The organism is Streptomyces sp. NPDC059499, from assembly GCF_042749285.1.
Lineage (GTDB): Bacteria > Actinomycetota > Actinomycetes > Streptomycetales > Streptomycetaceae > Streptomyces.
Window position 1 is genome coordinate 143151 of record NZ_JBHYTT010000002.1, and the last position, 24308, is coordinate 167458.

The 24308-nt window shown below is 69.0% G+C and carries 28 protein-coding genes and 1 pseudogene; 26 read left to right on the plus strand and 3 right to left on the minus strand.

Annotation, left to right across the window (positions count from 1 at the left end):
- The first annotated feature begins 58 nt into the window (after nucleotides 1-58).
- The 22 genes from ACFW9O_RS05945 (at nucleotide 59) to ACFW9O_RS06050 (ending at nucleotide 17372) form a co-directional block, all read left to right on the plus strand.
- Nucleotides 59-517, plus strand: coding sequence for a phage terminase small subunit P27 family (locus tag ACFW9O_RS05945; protein WP_384605564.1), 459 nt, complete (start codon nucleotides 59-61; stop codon nucleotides 515-517).
- The gene (locus ACFW9O_RS05950; RefSeq protein ID WP_384605566.1) at nucleotides 486-2282 is read left to right on the plus strand and encodes a terminase large subunit; all 1797 of its coding nucleotides are present in this window, start codon (nucleotides 486-488) and stop codon (nucleotides 2280-2282) included. Before ACFW9O_RS05945 ends, ACFW9O_RS05950 begins: the two co-directional genes overlap by 32 nt.
- A 17-nt stretch (nucleotides 2283-2299) precedes the next feature.
- Nucleotides 2300-2470, plus strand: coding sequence for a hypothetical protein (locus ACFW9O_RS05955; protein WP_384605569.1), 171 nt, complete (start codon nucleotides 2300-2302; stop codon nucleotides 2468-2470).
- Nucleotides 2470-4953, plus strand: a complete 2484-nt coding sequence (locus tag ACFW9O_RS05960; RefSeq protein WP_384605572.1) for a phage portal protein — start codon at nucleotides 2470-2472, stop codon at nucleotides 4951-4953. The genes ACFW9O_RS05955 and ACFW9O_RS05960 overlap by 1 nt, the downstream gene beginning before the upstream one ends.
- A complete protein-coding gene (locus ACFW9O_RS05965; RefSeq protein WP_384605575.1) occupies nucleotides 4940-5674 on the plus strand; it encodes an HK97 family phage prohead protease in 735 nt (244 codons plus the stop codon). Before ACFW9O_RS05960 ends, ACFW9O_RS05965 begins: the two co-directional genes overlap by 14 nt.
- 63 nt (nucleotides 5675-5737) lie before the next feature.
- Complete coding sequence (locus tag ACFW9O_RS05970; protein WP_384605577.1) at nucleotides 5738-6943, plus strand: phage major capsid protein; 1206 nt, start codon at nucleotides 5738-5740, stop codon at nucleotides 6941-6943.
- Nucleotides 6943-7185, plus strand: coding sequence for a hypothetical protein (locus tag ACFW9O_RS05975; protein ID WP_384605580.1), 243 nt, complete (start codon nucleotides 6943-6945; stop codon nucleotides 7183-7185). Before ACFW9O_RS05970 ends, ACFW9O_RS05975 begins: the two co-directional genes overlap by 1 nt.
- Before the next feature lie 15 nt (nucleotides 7186-7200).
- On the plus strand, nucleotides 7201-7755 hold the full coding sequence (locus ACFW9O_RS05980; RefSeq protein ID WP_384605581.1) for a hypothetical protein: 555 nt from the start codon (nucleotides 7201-7203) through the stop codon (nucleotides 7753-7755).
- On the plus strand, nucleotides 7755-8084 hold the full coding sequence (locus tag ACFW9O_RS05985; RefSeq protein ID WP_384605583.1) for a phage head closure protein: 330 nt from the start codon (nucleotides 7755-7757) through the stop codon (nucleotides 8082-8084). Before ACFW9O_RS05980 ends, ACFW9O_RS05985 begins: the two co-directional genes overlap by 1 nt.
- Nucleotide 8085: 1 nt before the next feature.
- Nucleotides 8086-8265 (plus strand): hypothetical protein, encoded by a 180-nt coding sequence (locus ACFW9O_RS05990; RefSeq protein ID WP_384605586.1) that lies wholly within the window; start codon nucleotides 8086-8088, stop codon nucleotides 8263-8265.
- A 10-nt stretch (nucleotides 8266-8275) separates the two neighbouring features.
- On the plus strand, nucleotides 8276-8644 hold the full coding sequence (locus tag ACFW9O_RS05995) for an HK97-gp10 family putative phage morphogenesis protein (RefSeq protein WP_384605588.1): 369 nt from the start codon (nucleotides 8276-8278) through the stop codon (nucleotides 8642-8644).
- Complete coding sequence (locus ACFW9O_RS06000) at nucleotides 8641-9063, plus strand: DUF3168 domain-containing protein (RefSeq protein WP_384605591.1); 423 nt, start codon at nucleotides 8641-8643, stop codon at nucleotides 9061-9063. The genes ACFW9O_RS05995 and ACFW9O_RS06000 overlap by 4 nt, the downstream gene beginning before the upstream one ends.
- A 70-nt stretch (nucleotides 9064-9133) precedes the next feature.
- Entirely contained in the window at nucleotides 9134-9568 is a 435-nt protein-coding gene (locus tag ACFW9O_RS06005) for a phage tail tube protein (RefSeq protein ID WP_384605593.1), read from the plus strand.
- A 2-nt stretch (nucleotides 9569-9570) separates the two neighbouring features.
- The gene (locus tag ACFW9O_RS06010; RefSeq protein ID WP_384605596.1) at nucleotides 9571-9984 is read left to right on the plus strand and encodes a hypothetical protein; all 414 of its coding nucleotides are present in this window, start codon (nucleotides 9571-9573) and stop codon (nucleotides 9982-9984) included.
- Between the two features lie 32 nt (nucleotides 9985-10016).
- Nucleotides 10017-10313 carry a hypothetical protein gene (locus ACFW9O_RS06015; RefSeq protein WP_384605599.1) on the plus strand — a complete coding sequence of 99 codons (297 nt, stop codon included), beginning with the start codon at nucleotides 10017-10019 and terminating at the stop codon, nucleotides 10311-10313.
- Nucleotides 10313-12289, plus strand: coding sequence for a hypothetical protein (locus ACFW9O_RS06020; protein ID WP_384605602.1), 1977 nt, complete (start codon nucleotides 10313-10315; stop codon nucleotides 12287-12289). The genes ACFW9O_RS06015 and ACFW9O_RS06020 overlap by 1 nt, the downstream gene beginning before the upstream one ends.
- Before the next feature lie 8 nt (nucleotides 12290-12297).
- Nucleotides 12298-15018 carry a hypothetical protein gene (locus ACFW9O_RS06025; RefSeq protein WP_384605605.1) on the plus strand — a complete coding sequence of 907 codons (2721 nt, stop codon included), beginning with the start codon at nucleotides 12298-12300 and terminating at the stop codon, nucleotides 15016-15018.
- A gap of 12 nt (nucleotides 15019-15030) precedes the next feature.
- Nucleotides 15031-15471, plus strand: a complete 441-nt coding sequence (locus ACFW9O_RS06030) for a hypothetical protein (protein ID WP_384605608.1) — start codon at nucleotides 15031-15033, stop codon at nucleotides 15469-15471.
- A 3-nt stretch (nucleotides 15472-15474) separates the two neighbouring features.
- Nucleotides 15475-15981, plus strand: a complete 507-nt coding sequence (locus ACFW9O_RS06035) for a hypothetical protein (protein ID WP_384605611.1) — start codon at nucleotides 15475-15477, stop codon at nucleotides 15979-15981.
- Nucleotides 15982-16045: 64 nt separating this feature from the next.
- A complete protein-coding gene (locus tag ACFW9O_RS06040; protein ID WP_384605614.1) occupies nucleotides 16046-16786 on the plus strand; it encodes an N-acetylmuramoyl-L-alanine amidase in 741 nt (246 codons plus the stop codon).
- A gap of 1 nt (nucleotide 16787) precedes the next feature.
- The gene (locus tag ACFW9O_RS06045) at nucleotides 16788-17012 is read left to right on the plus strand and encodes a holin (protein WP_384605617.1); all 225 of its coding nucleotides are present in this window, start codon (nucleotides 16788-16790) and stop codon (nucleotides 17010-17012) included.
- Between the two features lie 21 nt (nucleotides 17013-17033).
- Nucleotides 17034-17372, plus strand: coding sequence for a hypothetical protein (locus ACFW9O_RS06050; RefSeq protein ID WP_384605620.1), 339 nt, complete (start codon nucleotides 17034-17036; stop codon nucleotides 17370-17372).
- 766 nt (nucleotides 17373-18138) lie between these two features.
- Here ACFW9O_RS06050 and ACFW9O_RS06055 read toward each other — a convergent pair.
- A complete protein-coding gene (locus ACFW9O_RS06055; protein WP_384605623.1) occupies nucleotides 18139-18894 on the minus strand; it encodes an XRE family transcriptional regulator in 756 nt (251 codons plus the stop codon).
- Between the two features lie 118 nt (nucleotides 18895-19012).
- Here ACFW9O_RS06055 and ACFW9O_RS06060 point away from each other — a divergent pair, with 118 nt between their 5' ends.
- From ACFW9O_RS06060 to ACFW9O_RS06070, 3 genes are all read left to right on the plus strand, one after another.
- Nucleotides 19013-19183 carry a hypothetical protein gene (locus ACFW9O_RS06060; protein WP_384605626.1) on the plus strand — a complete coding sequence of 57 codons (171 nt, stop codon included), beginning with the start codon at nucleotides 19013-19015 and terminating at the stop codon, nucleotides 19181-19183.
- Between the two features lie 232 nt (nucleotides 19184-19415).
- Nucleotides 19416-19892: a glycine-rich domain-containing protein gene (locus ACFW9O_RS06065; RefSeq protein ID WP_384605629.1), complete on the plus strand. Its 477-nt coding sequence runs from the start codon at nucleotides 19416-19418 to the stop codon at nucleotides 19890-19892.
- Between the two features lie 83 nt (nucleotides 19893-19975).
- The gene (locus ACFW9O_RS06070; protein ID WP_384605631.1) at nucleotides 19976-20779 is read left to right on the plus strand and encodes a hypothetical protein; all 804 of its coding nucleotides are present in this window, start codon (nucleotides 19976-19978) and stop codon (nucleotides 20777-20779) included.
- 207 nt (nucleotides 20780-20986) lie between these two features.
- Here ACFW9O_RS06070 and ACFW9O_RS06075 read toward each other — a convergent pair.
- Together ACFW9O_RS06075 and ssd are read right to left on the minus strand one after the other, a co-directional pair.
- Nucleotides 20987-21565 (minus strand): annotated as a pseudogene (locus ACFW9O_RS06075) (ATPase, T2SS/T4P/T4SS family); the annotation flags it as partial.
- Entirely contained in the window at nucleotides 21562-22701 is a 1140-nt protein-coding gene (gene ssd, locus ACFW9O_RS06080) for a septum site-determining protein Ssd (protein WP_384605634.1), read from the minus strand. The pseudogene ACFW9O_RS06075 and the gene ssd, both read right to left, overlap by 4 nt.
- Before the next feature lie 510 nt (nucleotides 22702-23211).
- On the opposite strand from ssd, the gene ACFW9O_RS06085 reads away from it, so the two are divergent.
- Nucleotides 23212-24051: an HAD-IB family hydrolase gene (locus ACFW9O_RS06085; RefSeq protein ID WP_351165659.1), complete on the plus strand. Its 840-nt coding sequence runs from the start codon at nucleotides 23212-23214 to the stop codon at nucleotides 24049-24051.
- Nucleotides 24052-24308 lie beyond the last annotated feature (257 nt).

A 24308-nucleotide genomic window follows, 5' to 3' on the forward strand; every position in this document is an offset into this window, starting at 1 on the left:
CGTTCCTGAGGATCCTGTGACCGACCGTCACCATGCGTGACAGGGCTGGGGGTGGGTCATGGGCGAGCGTGGACCGATCGGACAGCCGGACAACGTGCGGGCCCTGCGCGGCAACCCTGGCGGCCGGACAGCGCCGACGCGCGTCACCGCAGCACCCGGTATCCCCGCCCCCCCGGACTGGCTGGACGAGGAAGCGCTCGCCGAGTGGGACCGCATCGTGCCCGACCTGGACCGCCTCGGCGTCCTGGCCTTGGTCGACCGGGCCGCCCTGTCGACGTACTGCGCGGCGTGGTCCGTGTGGGTGCGTGCCGAGCGGCTGCTGCAGGAGGACGACCTGGTGGCCGAGCGGCGGGCGGGCAACGGGCCAGCCAAGAATCCGGCGTGGCAGATCTGGCGGGAGGCGGCCACCACCGCGTCCGCGCTGGCGAAGGAGCTGTTCATCACCCCGAGCTCGCGCCTGCGGTCTGTGAAACCGGAGGGTGACGATGGCAACGAGGGGGACGACATCCTCGACTAGGGGCCTCCGGGCCAAGCTCACCGCAGAGATCGACCAGGCCGTCACGCGCTGGGTCGACGAGGGCCTGATCGACGCCACTGAGTGGATGACGCACGGCCGCCGGCCGCTGATGGTGACGCCGCTGCCTGCGTCGCCTGGCGTCTGGTTCGATCCGGAAGCGGTCGAGCGGCTGCTGAAGTTCTTCCTCCTGCTGAAGCAGCTGATCGGCCGCCACGCTGGGCGGTCCTTCCGGCTGATGGACTGGCAGGTCCGCTACCTCATCGCCCCCGTGTTCGGGCTGAAGCGGCCAGACGGCTACCGGGTCATCCGTACCGTCTGGTTCGAGATCCCCCGGAAGAACGGCAAGTCCACCATCTGCTCCGGGCTCGGCCTCTACCTGGCGTTCGCCGACCGGGAGGCCGGGGCCGAGGTGTACGCCGCGGCCGGTGACCGCGAGCAGGCGAACATCGTCTTCCGTGCGGCCGCCAACATGGCGAGCGGCAGCCCGCCGTTGAAGAAGAAGCTCGGCCGGCGCGGGATCCAGCGCAAGCTGCTGGAGCACCCGGTCACGCACTCGATCTTCCGGGCCTTGTCCTCCGAGGGCCTGCGCGCGCATGGCCTGAACGTCCACGGTGGCGTCATCGACGAGGTCCACGTCCACCGGAACCCGGACGTCGTGGACGCCCTGGAGACCGGCACCGGATCCCGTACCCAGCCGCTCATCATCTTCATCACCACGGCGGACGACGGGGCCGAGACCGGCAGCATCTACGCCACGAAGCGCGAGGAGATCGAGGCCCTGGCGGGCGGGCACGCCGAGGACGACACCGTGTTCGGTGTGGTGTTCGGCGCCGACCACGAGGCCGAAGATTTCGACGCGTTCGCCGAGGACACCCTGCGCACCGCGAACCCCGGGTACGGCGTGACGGTGCTCGCCGACTACCTGGCGGGCAAGGCCGCGCAGGCGAAGCGTTCCCCGGCGCAGTTGAACCGGTATCTGCGTCTGCACCTGAACGTCCGCACGAAGCAGACCACCAGGTGGCTGTCCATGGAGGACTGGGACCGCTCGGCCCGGGAGCCGGTCTCGAACGTGCCGGTCCCGGTCGACCTGGCAGACCTGGAGGGCCGGGACTGCTACGGCGGTCTGGACCTCAGCTCGACAACCGACCTGACGTCGTTCTCCCTCTGGTTTCCGCCGGAGACGGACGACCCGGACGAGCCGCATATCTGGGTGCCGTTCTTCTGGCTGCCGGAGGACAACATCAAGGCCCTGGAGCGCAGTACGAAGGTCCCGCTGGAGCGGTGGTCGAAGACGGCCGCACACGAAGGGCCGGCGCTGCGGCTCACCGAAGGGAACGTCGTCGACTACCGGGCCGTGCGCGGCCTGGTCACCGACAAGCTGGCCGAGCGGTTCAACATCCTGGCCGTCGGCTACGACCGGTGGAACGCCACCGAGACGGTCAGCGAACTGATGGACGCAGGCGTGGAGATGGAGCAGGTCTCGCAGGGATACGCGGGCCTGAACCAGCCGTGCCAGCAGCTGGAACGCCTCGTCCTGTCCGGCCGGGTTTCCCACGGCGGCCACCCGATCCTGCGGTGGAACGTCGACTCGGTCGGCATCAAGACCAACAGCGACGGCTACGTGAAGCCGGTCAAGCCCGACCGCCAGGTGTCGTCAAAGCGCATCGACGGCGTGGCCTCTGGGCTGAACGCCCTGGCGATGCACCTGCTGCGGGCCGAGCCCGAGGAAAAGCCCGCACCGAACATCCGCTACATCGGCGGCTGACTGCCCAAGGGGGTGCCATGACCGAACGCGCCCAGTGGCTGTGTGAGCTGGCTGGACTGATCGCCGCGGTGGCTGGGGTGGTGGTGGTCGCCGTCGCGCTCTGGAGCGTGCTCGGCGCCGGCCTCTCACTCCTGGCCGTGTCCCTCCCGCTCCTGGTCCTCGGCAACCTGCGGAAGGGGGAGAGCTGATGCCGTTCATCCGCAACATCCTGACCGGCCGTGCCCAGCGCAGCAGGAAGACGATGCCGCGCCTGGACGGTCGGTCCACAGCGGCCGGGGTGTCCGTATCCCCGGATCGCGCCCTTCAGGTTGCCGCCGTATTTTCCTCGGTCCGGCTGCTCGCCGAGACAGGGTCGATGCTGCCGACCGGTGTGTACCAGCGGTCCGGGAACACGCGGCTGCCCGCGATGGAACACCCGCTTGCCCCGCTGCTCACGTACCAGGCCAACCCGCAGCTGCCGTCCGGTGAGTTCTGGTCACAGATCCTGGGGTGGATGCTGACCCGGGGCAATGCGGCGGCGTACATCGAGCGAAACAACGCCGGCCGTGAGGTGGGCCTGTGGCCGGTGTCGTGGCCGGGCGTGGAACCGCGCCGGGTCAAGGACACCGGAGAGCTGGTCTACAAGGTCGAGGTGGACGACGACGAGTGGGCGCCGATCCGGGAACCTGGCGGGCTGGTCCGCGCCGAGAATCTGCTGCATTTCAAGTCGTTCGGGGTCGGCGGCACAGAGGGCCTGTCCCCGATTGGCATGGCGCGGCAGTCCATCGGTACGGGCTGGGCGGCCTCCTCGTACATCGGCGGGTTCTTCGCCCGTGACGCGTCCCCGGGCAGCACGATCTCGGTTCCCGGCAAGCTCACCGACGAGCAGTTCGAGCGGCTGCTCCGACAGTGGAACGACAACCACGAAGGGTTCGAGAACTCGAACCGGATCGGGGTGATGGAGGGCGGGGCGAAGTGGGAGAAGACCACGCTGTCCCCGGCCGACGCGCAGTTCCTTGAGGTCTACAAGATGACCAGGTCGGAAATCGCCGGGATCTTCGGCGTACCGCCGCACATGATCGGTGATGTGGAGCGGTCCACCTCCTGGGGTTCGGGGATCGAGCAGCAGTCTCTCGGCTACGTCATCTACAGCTTGATGCCGTGGCTGACCCGCCTGGAACGCACGGTGCAGCGGATGTTCGGCGACCCGTCGCTGTACATGAAGTTCAATCCCGACGCGCTGTTGCGTGGCGACTCCGCGCAGCGCAATGCCGGATACGCGCTCGGCCGCCAGTGGGGCTGGTACTCCGTCAACGACATCCGCGCCAAGGAGGACGAGCCGCCGATCGAGGGCGGCGACGAGTACGTCGTCCCGCTCAACATGTCCCCAGCCGGGCAGACCGCACCGCCCGAGCAGCGTGCACTGCCCACGGCCCCGCAGACACGGGCGGCCGGTGACGTGCCGGAGGGCGCCACGATGGTGGCGCTGTTCCCGCCGGCCGATGTCGCCAAGAAGCTGGCTGTCGACGGCGGCCTGCCTGCCGAGGAGCTCCACATCACGCTCGCCTACCTCGGCGAGGACCTGAGCGCCGAGCAGCAGGCAGCGGCCTCCCTGGTCGTGGCAAGCGCAGCGGCGCAGCATGAGGTCCTGGCTGGCTCAGTGGGCGGCCTCGGCCACTTCCCCACCGGCGCCGACGAGGCTGCACCGTACTTCGCCACCGTGGATGTACCCGGCCTTGCGGAGCTGCGTCACCGCCTGGTCGACGCTCTGACTGCGGCTGGCATCGAGGTGGAGTCGGGGCACGGCTTCACCCCTCACATGACGCTCGCCTATGTGGCGGACGGGGAGCCCGTGCCCGAGCCCGTGCCGCCCACCGCAGTCGGGTTCACCGACCTCACGTTGGCGGTGGGCAGTGACCGGACAGCGTTCCGGCTCAGCGGCATTCGAGCACTGTCGTCGGCGCGGCAGATTCGGGCGACTGAGGAGAGTGTGGACGCGCCGTCGACCGAGGACCTGTCGAACTGGGTCACCCGGCACTACGACGCGATCAGCGCGTTCTTCGCCGAGCAGGGCGAGCGGGTCCTGGCCGCCCTGAACCTGGCGCCGGATACGCCGGCCGAGGACCTCATCGACCGCCTGGCCGACGACGAGGTCCTCACCGAGATCCTGGTCCGCCTGGCCATGGGCCTGGTGGGTGAGGTCGGGGCCGCGACCGCGGCGTCGCTCGGCGGAACGTTCGCCGCACAGGAGACGACCGCCGCGGTGGCCGCGTCCGCGGCAGCTACGGCGGCGAACGTCAACGGGACCACGGTCGAGAAGCTGAAGAGCACGATCGACCTGAAGTTCGCGCCGGACGAGGTGCGGAAGTCGGTGCGGGACATGTTCGGTCAGATGACCGAGTCCCGTGCCCGCGTCCTGGCCCAGGCCCGGGTGTCCGAGACGAGCAACTTCGGCAGCCACGAGGGCGCGAAGCAGGCTGGCGCCTCCTCGAAGACGTGGCGGGTCTGGGACGCGAAGCCCCGGAAGACGCACGCACGCGCGGACGGGCAGACCGTCGGCATGCGTGAGAACTTCCGGATCGGCTCCAAGTCCGGGCGCTGGCCGCACGACTACCGGCTCGGGGTCGACGAGATCGCCGGGTGCACATGCCGACTGCAGTTCAACCGGAAGGAACCCAATGCGGACGCGTGAGGTGCGGGCCTTCCCGCTGACCGACCTGCAGATCCGGGCCGCCGACGACCAGGCGCAGACGCTGCGCTTCACCGGGCGGGCCATCGTCTACGACTCGCTGTCCGAGGACATGGGCGGCTGGCGGGAACGCATCGTCCCCGGAGCTGCGACCCGCACCCTGGGCCAGTCACCCGACGTGCGGTTCCTCATCAACCACGACGCGAACCTCCTGCTCGCCCGCACCGCGGCGGGGACGGCCACCCTGGCAGAGGACGAGCAGGGCGTGATGGTCGAGGCGGACATGGCAGACGTGTCCTACGCCCGCGACCTGGCCGTGTCGCTGGAGCGCGGCGACATCGACCAGATGTCGTTCGGGTTCTGGGTCACCGCCGACGGCTGGAGCGGGTCGACACACGAGGTGTTCGGCATCGACCTCGACGGCGGCGACGTCAGCGTCGTGACGTACCCGGCGTTCGCCGCGACCTCGGCCGAGCTCCGGTCCGCCGCCGCCCGGGTGACGGGACAGGCCGCGGTCCCCGAGCCGGAGCAGGTCACCCGGGCGCTGGCCGAGTACCGGGCGGGCAAGGTCCTGTCCGCGTCGAACCGGCAGCTGGTCGCCGACGCGCACGACGCGCTCGGTGCGCTTCTTGAGGCGGCCGACACCACACGGGCCGCAGGCGGATACCCGCTGGAGCGGGCCCGCCACCGGCTGCACGAGCTGGAGATGCTCGCCACCCTCTGATCTTCCCGGCCACCGGCCCGGGACGCACCACCCCTTGCCACACCCACGAGTGAAGGAGTCACCATGCCCACGAGCGTGGAGCTGCGTCAGCAGCGGGCCGGCGTCGTTGAGTCGATGCGGGCCATCACTGAGACCGCCGAGGCCGCGAACCGCGGTCTGGAGGCGGAGGAGCGCCAGGCCTATGACCGGCACGAAGGCGACTTCACCAGCCTGACCGAGCGCATCAACCGCCAGGAGGCGGAGGAGGCGCGCTCGGCACAGATGGCGGAGCCGATCCAGCGCGGTGCGAACCGCCCCGACGACGGCAACCGTGGCGGGCAGGAAGCACGCTCGGCCGAGCGCCGGTCCGCGTTCTTCCAGGCCCTGCGCCGCGGCCTGCCGCGCATGGCACCCGAGCAGCGCGCCCTGGTCGAGAACACCGCCGGAGAGATCCTGGTCCCCGAGGACCTGGAGACGGAGATCTACCGGGCTCTGCCGGGCCTGACGGTCGTGCGGGCGATGGCCTCGCAGCGCAGCCTGACGTCGAACCGGGTGCGCCGGCGCAGCCTGTCCGAGGTGTCGGTGGGCTGGGGCAAGCTGGAGACCGGTACGGCCCTGACCGACTCGATGCCGTCGACGCCGACGGAGGAGTTCACCTACGTCGAGGACCTCTACGGTCTGGCGAAGGTCGGCGAGGACGAGCTCGACGACTCGGACACGAACATCGAGGCGTTCGTCCGCGACAGCTTCGGCCGCGCGGTCGGTGAGGCGGAGGACACCGCGTTCACCATCGGCACCGGGCACGCATCCCAGCAGCCGATCGGGTTCATGACCGCCGGCGGTGGCGTCGCTACGGTCGCCGCGGCGGCCGCTGCGGCGATCTCTGTCGACGACATGAAGAAGCTGATCTACGCCGTCCCGGCGCAGTACCGCCGCAACGGGCGCTTCGCCCTGTCGTCCACGACCGAGCTGGCCATCTCCCTCCTGAAGGACCTCAACGGCCAGTACGTGTGGCAGCAGTCCGTGCAGGCGGGCCGCCCGAACACGTTCCTCGGCTACGCGCTGGAGAACCAGGAGGACATCGCCGCGGTCGCCGCGTCCGCCCGCTCGGTGGCGTTCGGCGACTTCAACTCCGGCTACCGGGTCTACGACCGGGCCGGGATGACGGTCAAGGTCCTGGACCAGCTGTATGCCGAGGACGGCATGGTCGGCTGGAAGATCCGGATGCGTGTCGGCGGCGACGTCGTGCGCCCGGACGCCCTGCGGATCCTCGCGCACCCGGCGTCCTGATGCGGATCCGGATCACGTCGGTCACGTCCATCTCGGACGGGGCCGGGAATCGCTACCGGTCCGGGGATGTCGTCACGGTCGACGACGCCCTGGGCCGGTCATGGGTCGCTGCCGGACACGCGACGGCAGCGGACGGCGGGGCGAAGCGGGCGGCGACCCGCAGGGCTCCGCGCAAGGGCAAGGCGCAGGCCGAACCTGAGCCTGAGCAGGCGGAGCCTGCACCGTCTGACACCACCGAGTAGGCGGGAGGCGGAACTGTGGCGTCACCATGGGCACTGCCCGAACAACTACGGCTCCGCCTCCGGCTCGCGACCATCGACGAGGCCCAGGCCACGGACACGATCGCCGGGGCCGAGGCGGTCATCCGGGCCGCCCTGAACCAGACCATCGACGAGGTCGCAGGTGATGAGCTGGTTCTGGTCGGCAACGGCCGGCGCCTGCTGAACCTGCCCGAGATGCCGGTGACCGCGGTCACCTCCGTCACTGTCGGCGGCGTCCTCCTGGTGGACGGGGTCGGCTACCGGTGGAACCGGTACGGGAACCTGACCCGGCTCGGCTACGACGCCTGCTGGACGCTCGACGAGGACGTCGAGGTGATCTGTACGCACGGCTACCCGGTCGCACCGGCCGCGGTCGTCCAGGTGTGCCTGCAGCTCGCCGCCCGCGCCTGGGTCGCGCCGAAGGAAGCGGTCGCGGCCGAGTCACTGGGCGACTACTCCGTCACCTACGACAAGCAGCGCACCGGGCAGGCCCTGACCGATTTCGAGATGGGCATGCTGGAGCGGTACGCCATCGGCCCGGCGAGTCGCTGATGGACATCTCGCACCGGCTGAACCGGACCCTCGAAGTGTGGCGGGAATCCTTCACCGACGACGGGATGGGCGGCCAGGCCGCCACCCTCATCCGGCAGACAGACGTGGCGGCGAAGGTCGACCAGCCCTCCGCCACGGACCGGATGCTGGCCCAGCAGGCCGGGGCCGAACACACCCACGACATCTACCTCCTGCCCACCGCGGACGTGCAACGGGGCGACGAGCTGCGGGGGGACGGCCAGGTGTTCCGCGTCGGCTACGTTGTCGAGCCGTCCGCACCCATCTACCGCAAGGCCGAGTCCAAGCTGATCGAGCGACAGGGAGCCTGACATGGCAGAACAGGACACGCCTCGACTTCCGGAGATCGCTCCGAACGAAGCGCGCCGCCGGGCCGAGGACTGCCTCGGCCTCGGAGACATCGACACAGACGTCGTCGCCGCGGTGGCGTGGGGGCTGCTCGCCGTGGCCGGCGAACTTGCCGTGATCCGGCGCGACATGCGTAAGAGGTAGGGGGCCTGATATGGCACAGCCGACCGTACAGATCGAGGGCCTGGACCGGTTGCGTGAGCAGCTGCAGGCCCTCGCCCCGGAGATCGAGGCCGCTGCGAAGAGGACCGTGAAGGAGTCCGCAGAAGCGGTCCAGGCCCAAGCCCGGCAGAACGTGCGCGTCGACACGGGCAACCTGCGCAACGAGCTCAGCATCGACTACCAGGACGAGGGGCTCACAGCCGTCGTCGGCTGGAAGAACCGGCACGACTGGTACGCGTCGATCCACGAGCACGGCACCAGCCGCATCCCGGCACAACCCGCCCTGGGCCCCGCCCTCGAGGAGGAGCGGGCCAAGTTCGAGGAGCGGCTGCGGCAGGAGATCCGGAGGGCCCTGCGATGACCGCCGTGTTCTCGCCGATGGCGGCCGTTCAGACCGCCATCATGGGGCGTCTGCGCACGGACGAGCAGCTGGGGGAGCTCGTCAGCGGGGTGTACGACTACCTGCCCGAGACCACCCCGTTCCCCTATGTCGTGGTGGGCGAGGCGACCGAAACCCCCGACAACGCGCACGACCGGTACGGGCGGCAGACGACCGTCACCCTGCACGTGTGGTCGCAGTACCACGGCTACGCGCAGGCGCATCAGATCGCCGACCGGGTCACGGCTCTGCTGGACCACCAGCCGCTGACCGTCATCGGGCTGACGCACATCGTCACCCGGTACGAGTTTTCCCAGACGCTGACCGACCCGGAGACGCCGGGCAACATCCGGCACGTCGTGCTCCGCTACCGGATCATCACCGAGCAGCCGCCGGCCTGACCGGCCGCGCTTCAAGCCGCCCCCGGACCGTATCGGCTGGGGGCTTTCTCATGCACAGAAGGAGCCCGTCATGCCCGGTATCAATGCCAAGGGGACCCAGTTCCTCCGGGACACCGCTGTCCCCGGGGTGTTCGAAGCGATCGCCAACGTCTCCGACATCTCCGGCCCCAACCGTTCGCGGGAGGCCATCGAGGTCACCACCCACGACTCCCCAAACAACTACCGGGAGTTCATCAAGGGATTGAAGGACGGCGGTGAGGTGGAGCTCACCCTGAACTACGACCCGGCTTCGGCCACGCACGCGTCGCTGGACGCGGACTTCGAAGAGGACGACCTGCGCGACTACCAGGTCATCATGCTGCCGGGCACGGTCGACGAGCACACCTGGGAATTCTCCGCGCTCATCACCGACCTCGGCGACGAGTACCCGACCGACGCCCAGATGGAGCGGACCGCCACATTCAAGATCAGTGGCAAGCCGGTCCTGACCGCGACGGGAGCCTGATCATGCCGAGTCTGAAGGAACTCATCCGCAACGCGGACGACATCCAGGTCCAGGACGACGTGGAGATTCCCGAGTGGGCACCCGGGGTGATGTTCCGCGTCACCGGTCTGCCCAGTGGGGACTGGGAGGCCTACCAGAACAAGGTGTCCAAGATGACCCGCCAGGACAAGGCGGACGGCATGGAAATGTCGATCCGCTCCAACCGGGCGGAGATCGTCGCCAAGGCCCTGCGCGACCAGGAGACGGACGAGCTCGTCTTCCCTGACCTGCGTGAGGGCATCTCCATCCTGTCGAAGCGGCAGGCCGGAATCGTCACCGGCCTGTTCGTGCTCGTGCACCACCTCAGTGGTGAGGACCGCGACTTCAAGCAGAAGGTCGCGGCGGCCGAGTCGGATTTCGGCAGCGGCCAGAGCTGAAGCTGGTCTACGACCTGGCCGTCACCTTCCACATGACGCCGGACGAGGTTCTGCAGCGGTTCACCGAGGAGCAGATGATCCGCATGGTGGCGTACCAGAACCTCTACGGCCCGGCCGGCCCGCAGCGATTCGACGCCCTCTTCGCACGGCTCGGCATGGACGTCGCCGCGCCGCACATGCGCAAGGGCAAGAAGCCCAAGTTCAAAGACCACTTGATCGAGTGGAGCCGCAAGGCGCGCCCGCCCAAGAGCGGCCGCGAGCTGCTGGCGGCAGTCCGAGGAATCCAGGCCGGATACGACGAGGCCGAATCGCGAGGACGGAGAACCTGATGGCGCTGCTCGACGAACTCATCGTGCGGATCGGTATGGATTCCTCGGGTGTGGACGAGGGTGCGGACGAGGTGGCCGGCAAGCTCGACAAGATGGCCGGCCCGGCTGCCGCTGCCGGTGTCGCTGCCGGTGCTGTCTTCGCGATCGGCATCAGCTCCGCCATGGACATCGCGTCCGCGCAGACCAAACTGGAGGACCAGCTCGGCCTCACCGAGGCGGAGGCCGCCCGCGCTGGCAGCGTCGCAGGCGACGTGTACTCCGCTGGTTTCGGCGGATCGCTGGACGAGGTGGCAACGTCGCTGGGCGGTATCCAGTCCGGCATCGGTGAGCTCAGCACGTTCACCGAGGCAGAGCTCACGGCGATGAGCAAGAGCGCCATGGCTCTCGCCACCCGGTTCGAGGTGGACGTCGCCGACGCCACAGGCGCGGTCGGCCAGCTCATCAAAACCGGATTGGTCTCCGACGCCACCGAGGGATTCGACCTCGTCACCAAGGCCATGCAGACCATCCCCGCCGAGCTGCGGGACGACCTGCTGCCCACCATCCAGGAGTACTCGACCCAGTTCCGTCGGGTAGGCCTGGACGGCGAGACGTCCATGGGTCTGCTCAGCCAGGCCGTGAAGGCCGGTGCCCGCGACCTCGACCAGGTCGCCGACGCGATCGGCCAGTTCGGCGAACGCGCACTGGCCGGTGGCAAGCCCATCGACGATGCGTTCACGAGCATCGGCCTGAGCAGCTCGGAGATGGCGAAGCTGATCGGGGCCGGTGGCGAGTCAGCGGAGAAGGCTCTCCAGATGACGATGGACGGCCTGCGCGGCACAGAGAACGAGCAGACCAAGTTGACTGCGGCGGCCGCGCTGTTCGGTGATCCCGCGAACGTCATGGGCGAGGCGTTGTTCGCCCTCGACCCGGCGACTGCCGCAGCATCCGCGGGCATGGACAAGGCGGCTGGCAGCTCGGCTGCCCTGGCCGCCGGCATGGAGGACGACCCCGCCCAGCAGATGGACTCCGCGATGCGGATCCTGACACAGGGCCTGGGTGAGGCGCTCCTGCCTGTGCTGCTCCTGGTCTCCGGTTTCTTCACCGAGCACAAAGGACTGATGGAGACCCTGGTCCCGATCGTCCTCGGCCTGGCCGTGGCCCTGGGAATCATGGCCGCGGTGATCTGGCTGGTAAATATCGCGATGTTGGCGAACCCCGTCGCGTGGATCATCCTGGGGATCCTGGCGCTGATCGCCGTGATCGTCCTGATCATCGTCTACTGGGACGAGATCGCCGCCGCCACGGGGCGCGTCTGGGACTGGATCGTCGTCAAGCTCGGCGAGGCCTGGCAGTGGATCAAAGACCAGGTGGGCGCCGCCTGGGACTGGGTGGCACAGAAAACGGGGCAGGCCTGGTCCTGGGTGACGAAGCAGATCGAGACGGCCGTGAACGACGTGCTCGGCATCGTCGGCTGGCTCGCTGCGATCCCCGGCCGCGTCAGCTCGTGGTTCGGTCAGGTCGTGTCCTGGATCGGCGGCCTGCCCGGGAAGATCTCCCGCGCCGCGTCGGGCATGTGGGACGGGATCAGCCGGTCCTTCAAGAGCATGGTCAACTCCCTGATCAGCGGCTGGAACAACCTGTCGTTCACGATCGGTGGCGGCTCGATCATGGGCGTCAGCATCCCGTCGCTGACCCTGTCGACGCCGAACATCCCGATGCTCGCCGACGGCGGTATCGCCACTGGGGCAACTCTCGCGATGGTCGGTGAAGGCCGGGAGGACGAGGCGATCCTGCCTCTGTCGAAGCTCGACCAGATGATCAACACGGGGCAGGACATGCGCGCCCCGTCCGTCGGCAAGACCGCCGGTCAAGCCCGGACCGTCCTGGAAATCCGCTCCGGCGGGTCCGAGGCGGACGACTTCATCGTGGCCGCCATCCAGCGGGCCGTCCGGACCGACGGCCGTGGTGACCCCCTGATCCTCCTGACCCCCTGAGGAGCGGCATGACCTTCCCTCTGGACCGCCGTACCGAGTTCCAGATCGGTGGCACCTGGACCGTCGTTACCGGAGACGTGCGGGAGAGCGAGCCGATCACCATCGAGCGGGGCACGAAGAGCGAGGCGGCAAAGGCCGCCCCGTCGAAGTGCCGGCTGAAGCTCAACAACCGGCACGGCAAGTACTCCCCGAGGAACCCGCTCTCTCCGTACTACGGGCTGATCGGCAGGAACACACCGATCCGGGTGTCGGTGCGGGGGCCGGAGTCGTACCTGGCGGTGGAGGGCAGTGCCACCTCCTACGCCCGCACACCGGACCTGGCCGCGCTCGACATCACGGGGGACTTCGACCTGCGTGTCGAGGCCACCATGGACTGGAGTGCGACGGGCATTCAGCCGCTGCTCGGCAAGTGGATCTCCGCCACGAATCAGCGGTCGTACATGCTGGCCCTGAACTCCGGCTCGCTGGCCATCTACTGGTCGACGACCGGAGCGGATTCGTTCAACTACGCCTGGACGCTGCCGGCCCTGCCGAGGCGGGCGGCGCTCCGGGTCACGATGGACGTGAACAACGGGGCGGGCGGTCACACGGCCCGGCGGTACTGGGCTGAGTCCCTGGCCGGGCCGTGGGTGGAGTTCGGCGACCCGTACACGTCAACTCCGGCGATCAGCATCTACTCGAGCACCGCACCGCTGGAGATCGCGCTGCCCGCTGTGTCGGGGGCCGTGCCCGCTCAGGGCCGGATTCACTGTGCCGAGGTGCGGTCCGGGATCGCCGGCACTGTCGTCGCATCCCCGGACGTCCGGGCCCTGGCCGAGGGTGCGACCGGGTTCACGGACAGTGCCGGCCGAGTGTGGACGCTGGGCGCGGACGCCTCGATCAGCGACCGCCAGTACCGCTTTCACGGGGAGATCAGCGCCTGGCCGACCCGTTGGGATGTCTCTGGCTCCGACGTGTGGGTACCCATCGAGGCGGCCGGGGTGCTGCGCAGGATGGGCCAGGGCAAGAAGGCCCTGGGCTCCACCCTGCGCCGGAGAATCCCCGCGTTCGCCCCGCTGGCGTACTGGCCGTGCGAGGACGAGGATGGCGCCCTTCAGGCCTACTCACCGATCGCAGGCGTCAACCCGCTGGTGGTGTCCACCGGGTTCCGGTTCGGGCAGGACAGCAGCCTGGCCGGGTCGGCGGCCCTGCCCTCGGTGGCCGCCGGATCGAAGATGCGGGGCACTGTGCCCGCACCCTCGGCGACGCCGACGGAGTGGTCGGTGCACATGGTGTACGCCGTCGACACCGCTCCCGTCTCCGACGGCGAGTTCCTGTCGTGGCGGGCCACGGGCACCATCACCCGGTGGCAGATTCTCCAGCGGTCCGGAACGGCCACCGTTCGGGGCTACACCTCGGACGGCACGCTGACTGTTGAGCACTTCATCGGCATCGGCGCCGACGTGTTCTCCGGCTGGCAGCGGTTCTATTTCCGGGCGTCCGCGTCTGGCGGCACCGTCACATGGAGGATCGACTGGTTCAACATCGGCGGGTCGGCGGGCGGGTTCGGGTCCACCTATGCGGGCACCACCGGCCGGGTCACCGAGATCAACACAACCTTCGGCGCGTCAGTCACCGGGCTGAAGGTCGGGCACGTCGCGGTCCTGCCGGCCGCGGTCACCACCGCGTACACCTCGGCTGATCATGGTTTCTCGGGCGACACGGTCCTGGACCGGCTGTACCGGCTCGCCAACGAAGAGTCCGACCAGGTCGCCCTGAGCTGGGTCGACGGCGACACCAGCACACCGTCCGAGAAGCTCGGCCCGCAGCGCCCGAACACGCTCCTCACCCTCTTCGAGGAGGCGGCCGCCACCGACGGCGGGATCCTGTACGAGCGCCTCGACCGCACCGCCCTGATCTACCGGGACCGGACATCGCTGTACAACCAGCCCGCCCGCCTGGCCCTCGACTACTCGGCCGGGGAAGTGCCACCGCCGCTGGAGCCCGCACCGGACGACCAGGCAGTACGGAACGACGTCACCGTGACCCGCTCCGGCGGGTCCTCGGGGCGTGCGGTCCTGGAGTCCGGGCCGCTGTCCGTACAGCCACCGCCGGACGGGGTCGGCCCGTATGACGAGGCCCTGACTCTGTCCCTGTACACAGACGCACAGCCCCCACTGATCGCCCAGTGGCGCATGCATCTGGGCACCTGGGACGAGGAGCGGTACCCCACGATCACGGTGTGGCTACACAAAGCCCCCCACCTCATCGAGGACGTCCTCAGCATGGACATCGGGGACCGGGTCACCATCGACAACACCCCACCATGGCTGCCACCGGGGCTGATCGACCAGCACATGCGCGGCTACACCGAGGCCCTCGGCCGGTTCGAGTGGAAGCTGGCCATGAACTGCACGCCCGCCGGCCCATGGGCGGTAGGCGTGCTGGAAGACCCGCTGAGCGGCCGAGCGGACACGGACGGCTGCACTCTCACCGGAGCAATCACCTCGACTGCCGCGTCTGTCGGGGTGACCAGCTCCCCGGGCCCCCGGTGGATCACCTCGGCCGTGTTCCCCGCCATGTTCCCGTTCGACGTGACTGTCGGCGGCGAGGTGATGCGGGTGACCGCGTGCACCGGAACCGGGCTCGCCCAGACATTCACCGTGACGCGCAGCATCAACGGGATCGTCAAGGCACAGGCCGCCGGGGAACCGCTGAAGCTCACCTATCCGATGCGCGTCGCGCTGTAGCAGGAGGTACGCATGCCCGTTCTTGCGGGCCAGGTCCTCACGGCTGGCCAGTTCAACCGGATGCAGCCCGTGGTCAACGAGGCGACCGGGTCCAGCAACCTGGCGTTGACGACCACGGAAGCTGACGTCGCTGGGGCGACAGTCACTCTGACCACCGGCACGGCGAACGCCCGGTACGTGGTCACTGGCACCTTCGTTTTCGACATCACGTCAGCCACCACCGCTCTTGCCGAGGGCATCCTGCACGTCGATGGGGTTCAGGCCTCCGGCAACGCGCGGTGGTCCGGCGAGGTCACCACCGACTTCGGCACGGCGGCACAACAGTGGTCCGGGATCCTCGCCTCGGCCGGGTCGCACACCCTCAAGCTCCGCGGCGTGATGTCCACCGGCACCGGAATCCAGATCCTCGGTGCGTTCACTCGCATCATCGTGACCATCTATGAGGTGCCGTAACCCATGCCCCTTGCCCCACTTGCCCCCCTGGCCAGCGAACTGCTGCGCTCCTCGTCCATTCCGGTCGACCTGACGCCGAGCACGCCGCGGCCCCTGTATCTGGTGGTCACCGGGCCGCTTCGCCCGGGCGATCAGCTGGACATCACGGCGGACGCCCGGGTCACCAACGACTGCGGCCGGGACGGAGGGATCCGCTACACGGTCGGGGTGGGCTGGCATCTGTGGGCGTACACCTACGTTGGGCCCGGCATCAGCACCGGCCCTTGGTGGCGCATCAGCCACTCAGGGGGCGACAACGTCAGCCCTGACCGACATCATCTGCCGCTGCACATCAGCCGCCTGCACACCATCCCGGAGGACTGGCCGCCCGGGGACCGCATGGTCGTCGTGCTCCAGGCGGACGCGCACTCCACTGCCTGGGCGAAGAACGGCGGCAACGACCTCCTGACCTGCGATGCGGGGTACGGGCAGATGATCGTCCGCCCGTTGGTGGCCACGCCCACCGCCTGACCCCTGCTGAATCATCCCTGCCCCGCGCCTGCTGGCCGGGGCCTTCTGCATGTCTGGAGAGCACATGGCCGCACCACTGTCTGCTGCCGCGTTCATCGCGGCGCTGAAGGCCGAGGGGCTGCGCGTTGTCGAGGTCGGCGACTGGCGCACCCACAACCGCAACCACAAGGGCGCGTGGGGACCGGTCCACGGGGTGATGATTCATCACACCGTGACCAAGGGCACCGCGTCCACGGTGGCCCTCTGCCGCACCGGACACAGCACCCTGCCCGGCCCGCTCTGCCACGGCGTCATCGCGAAGGACGGCACCGTCCACCTCGTCGGCTACGGCCGGACGAACCATGCCGGGCTCGGGGATGACGACGTGCTCGCCGCGGTCATCGCGGAGAAGGCTCTGCCCGCGGACAACGAGGCGAACACCGACGGAAACCGGCACTTCTACGGGTTCGAGTGCGAGAACCTCGGCGACGGCAAGGACCCGTGGCCGCCGGTGCAGCGTGACGCAATCGTCCGCGCGTCGGCCGCCCTCGTTCGGGCGCACGGCTGGGGCAAGGACGGGCCCACCTCGGTCATCGGCCACGCCGAGTGGCAGCCCGGGAAGGTCGACCCGAAGGGGATCAGCGGCGGCATGCCCGGGATCCGGGCCGATGTGGCCGAGCGGTTGAAGCACTCCGCGTCCTGGTCGCCCACCGCACCGAAGCCGCCGACCACCCCGACCCCGCCGGCGCCGAAACCCCCCACGACCGACGAGCGAATCGACGCTCTGGAAAAGCGCATGACCGCGCTGGAAACGAAGGAGTCCTGACATGGCTGCCCGTGTAGAGAAGAAGGTCACCGCCGCATCCGCCGGCGCCTACGTCGCGTCGACCGGGCTCCTCGCCTCGCTCGGCGCGGTACAGGACGATGCCCGCCTGGTGGAGTGGATGCCCGGCGTGCTGAGCCCGTTCGTGCTCGCCCTGGTCCCGGCCGCGATCACGTTCGTCGGCGGCTGGCTGGCCCGGCATACGCCGCGTGGCCCGGCAGGCATCTGATCAATCCTCGTACCAGGAGGCATGCACGTGGACGCTGCGACGCTCGGCGCGGTCGGTGTCATCGTCGTCGGGCTCGCAACGGCCACGGGCGCCTGGATCGGGAAGCGCGGCGAGAACCGTGTGACCCAGTCCGGGACCGTGCTCGGCGGCTACTCAACGCTGGTCGACAACCTGCAAGAAGAGCGGGACAGGGTCCAACAGAAGCTGGCCGAGAACGAACTGGCCCTCTCTGCGGCGCGTGCGGAGCTCGACGGTGAGCGAGCGGGCAAGACCGCGCTTCTCGCGCAGATCACTGAGCTGACTACCGAGAATGCCCGGCTGCATGCGCGCATTGCCGAGCTGGGAGGAACCCCGTCGTGATGCACCGCAGTCCGAATGTTCTTGCACGCCGGTGGCGATCGTTCGCCCTCGCCGCTGTTCTGCTGGTGCTGTCCGGGGCTGTTCTCCTGGTGTGGCTCCGCATTGATGCTGAGGCTCAACGGACCCGGCAGGTGGCCGCTGAGGCAGACCGCAGGGGTGATGCGGTGAGCACGCTGGCCGGGGACGTGCGGACGTTGCGCGCGCAGATTCAGGCCGAGGGCGGGACCCCTGCCGCCCCGGATCCGGCGGCCGCCGTGGACGATCTGCCCGACCGGGTGGAGGTGCCGGTGCCCATCCCGGGGCCGCCGGGTGCGCAGGGCTCTCCCGGTGTGGATGGGGAAGACGGCAAGGACGGCGAGCCAGGGTCACCAGGGCCTGCGGTCACTGGCGCGCCGGGGCGGGACGGTAGCGCCGGTGCGGTCGGCCCAGCTGGCCCGGCCGGTCCCGCGGGGAAGGACGGGTCCGACGGGGCTGATGGGCGGGACGGTTCGGATGGGCAGACGTGCCCGGGCGGGTACAGCCTGCAGCCGCCGCCGGGAGATCCGGATGGGCTGATGTGCCGCCGGGATGGGGCACCGGAGCAGCCGGACCCGGAGCCGTCTCCCGGGCCGTTGGCGTTGGATCCTGCTCGCCGCCAGTACCCGTGATCACTTTCGTGGCACCCCGAAAGTGAAAACGCTTGTCACCTTATGGATGCCCGTAAAGCGATCACGCCCCCTGCTCGGCCACCAACGGCCGCGCGGGGGGCGCTTCGTCGTGTCCGGGGTCAGGCGTCGGGCCGCTTGTTGTACGCGGCCAGGGTCGCCTTGTTCGTCGACGCATCCTGGAACACCAGCTGCCACGGCCCCGTGTTCACGTCGAACTCCTTACCGAAGCCCACCCACTTGCCGGTCATCCGCCGGCCGGTCGTCTCGACCAAGAGCTGGATCGCGCCGTGGTAACGGGCGCCCCGGTAGTAGCTCTCGTTCGCGGTCTGCTCCGTCCACGTACCGGTGGCGACGTGCCCGTCGACCTCAAGGTCCATCGTCAGCGGGCTGTCAGAGGATCCAGGCAGGCTCCGCACAGTCAGCCGGTTGCCGTGCTGCAGCACCACGACATAGTGCTGCCCGACGAACGCAGCGTCCCGCCCGCTGGAGAAGTACTCGTACCGGGACAGCCACACCCCGGAGTGGTTGCCGCGCGCCGCCTGGGCTTCGCTCTGCGGTGGGGCGGGGATCGTCTGGTTGGTGGTGGGCTGCATGTCGTGGCCGCCGTGCCCGTCACCGGAGATCCGGACGGAGGGGGTAGCGCCGGCGAACCCGAGGGATTCGATGGGCAGGCCGGTCACTGTTTCGAGGGCGCGCGCGTACACGGGGCGGGGTGCGGTGGTCGCCCCGGATTCCCAGCGCTGGACGAGCCGCTTGTTCGCGTCGTTGGGCTGGCCCGTGCGGGTACCGGCATCGCGGACCGCGCGGGCGAAGTCGTCTTGGGACATGAGCAGACCGAGGCGGACCGCTCGCAGGGTGCTGTTCGGTGTGGCCATGCCTGAACGGTAGCGCCCAACCCCCTTTGAATGACACCGAAATGACGCCCCGTATGTCGCCGGTATGACGCCTGCACCGACGCCGCGCAACTCTATGTGGTCGCGCCATCTTGAATGCGTGACGACTACAGGCAGCGGCACCCCCCGGCCAGGGCTCACGATCAACGTCTACCGCGTGGACGCGAAGACCGGCGACCGCACCCCGCTCAAGCAGTACGAGACCGTCCCCGCGAACGGACCCTCGGCAACCGGCGCCTACCCGCCCTGCACCTGCCCGCGCTGCCGATGAGCCCCATGTGGGACGAAGAGCCCACCCGCGGCAGCGGCATCTGCGCCTCGTGCGGCCACGCCGTGGAGAGCGGCCCCGTCCACTGGGTACCGCGCATATCCGCTGCCGATATCCGGATCGTCGTCCACGACCCCGGCGACTGCCCGCCGGCGCCCGACCCCACAGACTCCCGCCCGAACCGAGGCGGGCCAGCAACCGCAGTGCACCACTCCAACCAGGAGGGAACACAGCAATGAACCCCTTACAGACACAGCCCGCGATCGATGCGGCAACCCTGCTCAACCCGGAGATGCGCGGCATCCTCGTGGCGAACATGCTCCACAAGTTCCCCGAGATGAAGGCCGAGTTCGCCCACCGCGGCGTCGGCCAGATGCTCGCCTTCCTCGCCGCCGGCGTCGACAGCCCGGAGCCGGTGAGCCCGTCCCCGATGGTGGACGACTTCTGGCACGCCTTCCTCCTCCACACGAAGGCGTACCGCGAGTTCTGCACCGACCGACTCGGCAAGTTCGTCGACCACCAGCCCGGCTTCCTGGACAAGGACGAGCACGGCGGCGGGAAGGCTCTGCGCGCCCGCACCGTCGACGCGATCACCGCCGCCGGGTACCTCGTCGACGAGGAGTTCTGGCCCGAACTCGACATTGCGGACTGCTCGCAGTGCCACGCGAACTGCCACAACAGCCCGAAGCACAACACCGCTCAGACCATCTGAGCATCCCGTCCGTCGGCCCCCGATCTTGTGCCACTCTGTGGCTGGGTCGGGGGTCGGCCCGTGTCCTACGAGGAGCAGCCTCCGTGCAGCGCACAGCTTGGACAGAACTTCCGCTCGCAACGCGGCGCGCCGTCGCCGCCCACACCGGCCCAATCGAGGGCGCCGAGACGGCCACCGAGGGAGTGATGTCCCCCCTCGCCTGCACACTGCGCACGGCCAGCGGGCATCGCGTGTTCGTCAAGGGCACGCCGCTGGACGCCCCCACCGCTTGGATGTACCGACTCGAAGCGCAGGTGACGGCGCAGGCCCTGAACGCCCCCACCCTGCTGTGGCAGATCGAGGATGGCGGCTGGCTGGTCGGCGGGTACGAGTTCATCGACGGCCCGCACCCGGACCTGTCTCCTCGTTCCGAGGATCTGCCCGCCCTGGTCGCGATGCTGCGCACGATGTCCGGGACTCCGTGGCCGGCGGCCGTGAAGAAGAAGCCACTCCCGGCCAGGTGGGGAGCGCTCGTTCCTCCCGGGCATGGCGATGTTCTGACCGGGGCCACCCTGGCCCACACCGACATGTCGCCGTTGAACATGCTGCGCACTGCTGACGGCATCGTCCTCGTCGACTGGGCGCTGGCTTGTCCGGCTCCGGCGTGGGCAGACACTGCGTTCACCGTGCCGCGTCTCATCCATGCCGGTCATACGGCAGAGGAGGCTGAGGCCGTCGCCCGCCTGGTGCCCGCCTACGACCTGGCGTCCGACCGGGCCATCAGTGTGTTCGCGCAGTCGCTGTGCGCGGTGTGGGAAAGCAGGGAGCGAACCGATCCGCTGCCCCACCGGAACGCCCTCTCGGAGGCTGCGCGGGCGTGGACCGAACACCGGTCGGTAGCTGCCTGACCTCCGGACGCGCCCCGGTCGCACACGCGGCAGGGGCTCCGTCATGTCCGGTTCGTACCTCAACCTTTGATTCAAAGGCCCCGCCCGGTGCTGACCTTCGCCGCTTTCTGGCACCATAAACATGCAGGTCAGAGGCTCGCGAGAGGCGCTATCCACAGCCTGTGGGCCCCGATTGCGCTAGGGGTGTCTTAGATCTGGTTCCGGGTTGCCCGCCCCGGTTCCTCCGCTGATGAGGTACGAGACCCTCGCCTCGACCAGCGCCCTCAGGAAACGGTCACCCCCGGGCGGGACCGTGCCCGCCCCGACAAGCTCCGCCAGAGCGAAAGCCCGGGGCCGAACCACCCGCAGCGACAGGCATGTCGAGCCCACGGACACAGGCGGAAGTACCGCATGCATCCGGGTACCGTCCGGCAGTCTCGCGTCCACCCACGGCCGAGCGTCATCCAGTCGGCGTCCTGCCACAGCGGCGAGCCTCTGCGCCAGTCTCCGGACGGCGGCCGCATCCGAAAAGGTGACCCCGGTCAACTCGAGTCCGCCTCCCCGGTCCACCCACACCCGGTCCGGGGCGGACACCAGTACGTCGGTCACCGCCGGGTCTGCCAGCAGTCTCTCCAGCACTCCCGTGCCGACCAGCTCGCCGCGCAACTCCTCTGCCGCCCCAAGCACTTCCGCATCACCGAGCAGGCGGCCCTGCGCTCTGAGGGCGGCCGCCACGCCGGCCGGGGTCGGCGCCTCGCCGCTGCGGGCGAGGCGTTGACGAACCGCGTCGAGCAGGGCCTCCGTCATGACACGCCTCCCCCGGAACGCCCTGCGACAAGGCCGCCAGCGCTGCCCGGGGCGTCCGCCAGATCCCAGAACGCCGTACAGAACCGGGCCAGTGGACCGCGAGGATCGGACCCCGGCGGCCTGCCGCCGTCCTGTGACGCCGACAACCCGGTTTCCCGGGGCAGATCTCCGACGAGGGGGAGGCCCAGCGCGTGGGCCACCCACTGTTCGTCGAGCCCTGCCGCATAGGGGCCCCGCGCGACGACCCGAAGGTCCTCCAGCACCATTCCGGCCGACGACGCCACGCGTTTGGCTGCCGCAACCGCCCTGAGTTCTCCAGGCACCACCAGCAGCCCGAGATCCAGCTGGGCAAGCGCCTCGGCGACACTTTCGTCGACCCTGCGCGGCAGGTCCACGATGACCACCCCGCCCAGCCGGCGTGCGGCCGCGAGCACCGCTTGCATGGCCTGCGGCGGGATGACTACCTCGTCGTCCCGCCCCCAACTGAGCACCCGCAGACCGTGCAGCGCGGGCAAGGACTCTTCAAGTGCGCCACTGCCCACCCTGCCTTTGGAACGGGCGAAATCCGGCCACCGCATTCCGTCGCTTCCTTCGCCTCCGAGCAGAACGTCGATGCCGCCGCCCAAGGGATCGCCGTCGATCAGCATCGTTCGCCTGCCCGAGCCGGCTGCCGTCACGGCGAGCGCACAAGCCAGAGTGGACGCGCCGGAGCCACCCCTTCCTCCCATCACTCCGACAGTGAGCGCGGGACGGCCCACACCTTCGGCCGCATTGGCGATCTGGTCGACGAGCCAGCCCTCGGAATCAGGAAGCCGCAGAACATATTCGGCCCCGATCTCCACCGCCCGGCGCCACACACCCGGGTCGTCCTGGTCCCGCCCGACGAGCATCACCCCACTCCTACGGGCCGCCCCGCGACACCGAAGGGCCGCGTCATCGCCCACCAGGACCATGGGAGCCTGTTCCCAGCCACCCCTCCGTCCGAGGGGACCCTGATGGACTTCCGGCACCGCCCCGGCAGCCGCGCAGAGCCTCAGCAGATCGTCCAGCAACTCCACGTCCTCGGTCACGATCAACGGTCCGCCCCGCCGCTCGCCATCGATCTGCAGACCTTCTTGTGCGAGGGATCCAGCCACGATCTCCGCCCCCTTCTCACTGCCCCTTCAGTACGGTTCGCGGCGATCTCGGACGGATCCGAGAAGCGCGATTCCGGAACCCGCGGACTTCGCGGGTGGAATCAACATGCAGCGCCTCGGAAAAACATGTGGATCTTGCTCGAAAACTGTGGACAACTTCGGCATTGTGAATATCTCGGTAGCTCATACCGGCGACTTTCACAGCGCAGCCATTCCGCTACACAGCGTGACGAGACATGCTTGTGTGAGCCCGCGGCAGAGCCCGGGCCCACACAGGCGCAAAGGGAGGAGGAGACTTGATTCCGGTGATTCCGGGTGGCAAAAAAGCGTCCGGACATGCGACGACCCCCGCCGGGGGGGAGAGCGGGGGTCGTCCCCACGGCCGACTCGGGGGGGGAGGAGCCGGACCGGGTTAGCACGGTCGCGAACGATCCGTGACTTCCATGGTGTACCCGAGAGCCTTCTCAGGCAAACCCACCCACCGGGGTTTACGCCGAATGGTGGGCCCCTATGCTCACCTTTGTGGAAAACTGCTTCTCGCCGCGCACAGCAGCCTTCTTTGACCTGGACAAGACGGTCATTGCGAAGTCATCGACGCTGACCTTCAGCAAGTCCTTCTACCAAGGCGGGCTGATCAACCGCCGTGCCGTACTGCGCACCGCGTACACACAGTTCGTCTTCCTCGCCGGTGGCGCCGATCACGACCAGATGGAGCGGATGCGCGAATATCTCTCAGCGCTCTGCAAGGGATGGAACGTCCAGCAGGTCAAGGAGATCGTCGCCGAGACTCTTCACGATCTGATCGACCCGATCATCTACGACGAGGCTGCAACCCTCATCGAGGAACACCACGCAGCTGGGCGGGACGTGGTCATCGTGTCGACCTCGGGCGCCGAAGTCGTCGAACCGATCGGCGAGCTGCTCGGCGCCGACCGTGTCGTCGCGACCCGGATGGTGGTCGGCGACGACGGCTGCTTCACCGGAGAGATCGAGTACTACGCCTACGGACCGACGAAGGCCGAGGCCGTCAAGGAGCTCGCCGCATCGGAGGGATACGACCTTTCGCGCTGCTACGCCTACAGCGACTCCGCCACCGATGTACCGATGCTGGAGTCCGTAGGCCACCCCCACGCGGTCAACCCGGACCGAGCACTGAGGCGCGAGGCCACCCTCAGGGAATGGCCGATTCTCGTCTTCGACCGGCCGGTACGCCTCAAGCAACGACTGCCCGCGTTCTCGATGCCGCCGCGACCGGCTCTCGTGGCCGCCGCAGCAGTCGGAGCCGCCGCCCTCACAGCGGGGCTGGTCTGGTACGTCAACCGGCGCCGCGCCGCCTCCGTCACCACCTGACGGCGCCAATGCGACCGGACACCGAAAGAGCCGCACGGCGGCTCGGCAGCCACAACCGGACAGTGTCCGACTCACCCTTATTTGAACCTAAAAGTAAAGAAGTGCAGCCAGGGCTTCCGCTACTCCCGGTCCTGGAGTACAAAGGACTCAACGGCCCGCGAGACCAAGGACATCCGAGAGGATGACCTTCGAACGCAGAGTTTGGCCCCACGGACCGCGCATGAAAGCCGAGCACCCACGCGACGTCGACCCGTCGA

Excerpts from the sequence above, each read along its gene's own strand:
- ACFW9O_RS05945 (WP_384605564.1), top strand. The coding sequence starts at position 59 with ATGGGCGAGCGTGGACCGATCGGACAGCCGGACAACGTGCGGGCCCTG.
- ACFW9O_RS05950 (WP_384605566.1), top strand. The coding sequence starts at position 486 with ATGGCAACGAGGGGGACGACATCCTCGACTAGGGGCCTCCGGGCCAAG.
- ACFW9O_RS05955 (WP_384605569.1), top strand. The coding sequence starts at position 2,300 with ATGACCGAACGCGCCCAGTGGCTGTGTGAGCTGGCTGGACTGATCGCC.
- ACFW9O_RS05960 (WP_384605572.1), top strand. The coding sequence starts at position 2,470 with ATGCCGTTCATCCGCAACATCCTGACCGGCCGTGCCCAGCGCAGCAGG.
- ACFW9O_RS05965 (WP_384605575.1), top strand. The coding sequence starts at position 4,940 with ATGCGGACGCGTGAGGTGCGGGCCTTCCCGCTGACCGACCTGCAGATC.
- ACFW9O_RS05970 (WP_384605577.1), top strand. The coding sequence starts at position 5,738 with ATGCCCACGAGCGTGGAGCTGCGTCAGCAGCGGGCCGGCGTCGTTGAG.
- ACFW9O_RS05975 (WP_384605580.1), top strand. The coding sequence starts at position 6,943 with ATGCGGATCCGGATCACGTCGGTCACGTCCATCTCGGACGGGGCCGGG.
- ACFW9O_RS05985 (WP_384605583.1), top strand. The coding sequence starts at position 7,755 with ATGGACATCTCGCACCGGCTGAACCGGACCCTCGAAGTGTGGCGGGAA.
- ACFW9O_RS05990 (WP_384605586.1), top strand. The coding sequence starts at position 8,086 with ATGGCAGAACAGGACACGCCTCGACTTCCGGAGATCGCTCCGAACGAA.
- ACFW9O_RS05995 (WP_384605588.1), top strand. The coding sequence starts at position 8,276 with ATGGCACAGCCGACCGTACAGATCGAGGGCCTGGACCGGTTGCGTGAG.
- ACFW9O_RS06000 (WP_384605591.1), top strand. The coding sequence starts at position 8,641 with ATGACCGCCGTGTTCTCGCCGATGGCGGCCGTTCAGACCGCCATCATG.
- ACFW9O_RS06005 (WP_384605593.1), top strand. The coding sequence starts at position 9,134 with ATGCCCGGTATCAATGCCAAGGGGACCCAGTTCCTCCGGGACACCGCT.
- ACFW9O_RS06010 (WP_384605596.1), top strand. The coding sequence starts at position 9,571 with ATGCCGAGTCTGAAGGAACTCATCCGCAACGCGGACGACATCCAGGTC.
- ACFW9O_RS06015 (WP_384605599.1), top strand. The coding sequence starts at position 10,017 with ATGACGCCGGACGAGGTTCTGCAGCGGTTCACCGAGGAGCAGATGATC.
- ACFW9O_RS06020 (WP_384605602.1), top strand. The coding sequence starts at position 10,313 with ATGGCGCTGCTCGACGAACTCATCGTGCGGATCGGTATGGATTCCTCG.
- ACFW9O_RS06025 (WP_384605605.1), top strand. The coding sequence starts at position 12,298 with ATGACCTTCCCTCTGGACCGCCGTACCGAGTTCCAGATCGGTGGCACC.
- ACFW9O_RS06030 (WP_384605608.1), top strand. The coding sequence starts at position 15,031 with ATGCCCGTTCTTGCGGGCCAGGTCCTCACGGCTGGCCAGTTCAACCGG.
- ACFW9O_RS06035 (WP_384605611.1), top strand. The coding sequence starts at position 15,475 with ATGCCCCTTGCCCCACTTGCCCCCCTGGCCAGCGAACTGCTGCGCTCC.
- ACFW9O_RS06040 (WP_384605614.1), top strand. The coding sequence starts at position 16,046 with ATGGCCGCACCACTGTCTGCTGCCGCGTTCATCGCGGCGCTGAAGGCC.
- ACFW9O_RS06045 (WP_384605617.1), top strand. The coding sequence starts at position 16,788 with ATGGCTGCCCGTGTAGAGAAGAAGGTCACCGCCGCATCCGCCGGCGCC.
- ACFW9O_RS06050 (WP_384605620.1), top strand. The coding sequence starts at position 17,034 with ATGCACGTGGACGCTGCGACGCTCGGCGCGGTCGGTGTCATCGTCGTC.
- ACFW9O_RS06055 (WP_384605623.1), bottom strand. The coding sequence starts at position 18,894 with ATGGCCACACCGAACAGCACCCTGCGAGCGGTCCGCCTCGGTCTGCTC.
- ACFW9O_RS06065 (WP_384605629.1), top strand. The coding sequence starts at position 19,416 with ATGAACCCCTTACAGACACAGCCCGCGATCGATGCGGCAACCCTGCTC.
- ACFW9O_RS06085 (WP_351165659.1), top strand. The coding sequence starts at position 23,212 with ATGCTCACCTTTGTGGAAAACTGCTTCTCGCCGCGCACAGCAGCCTTC.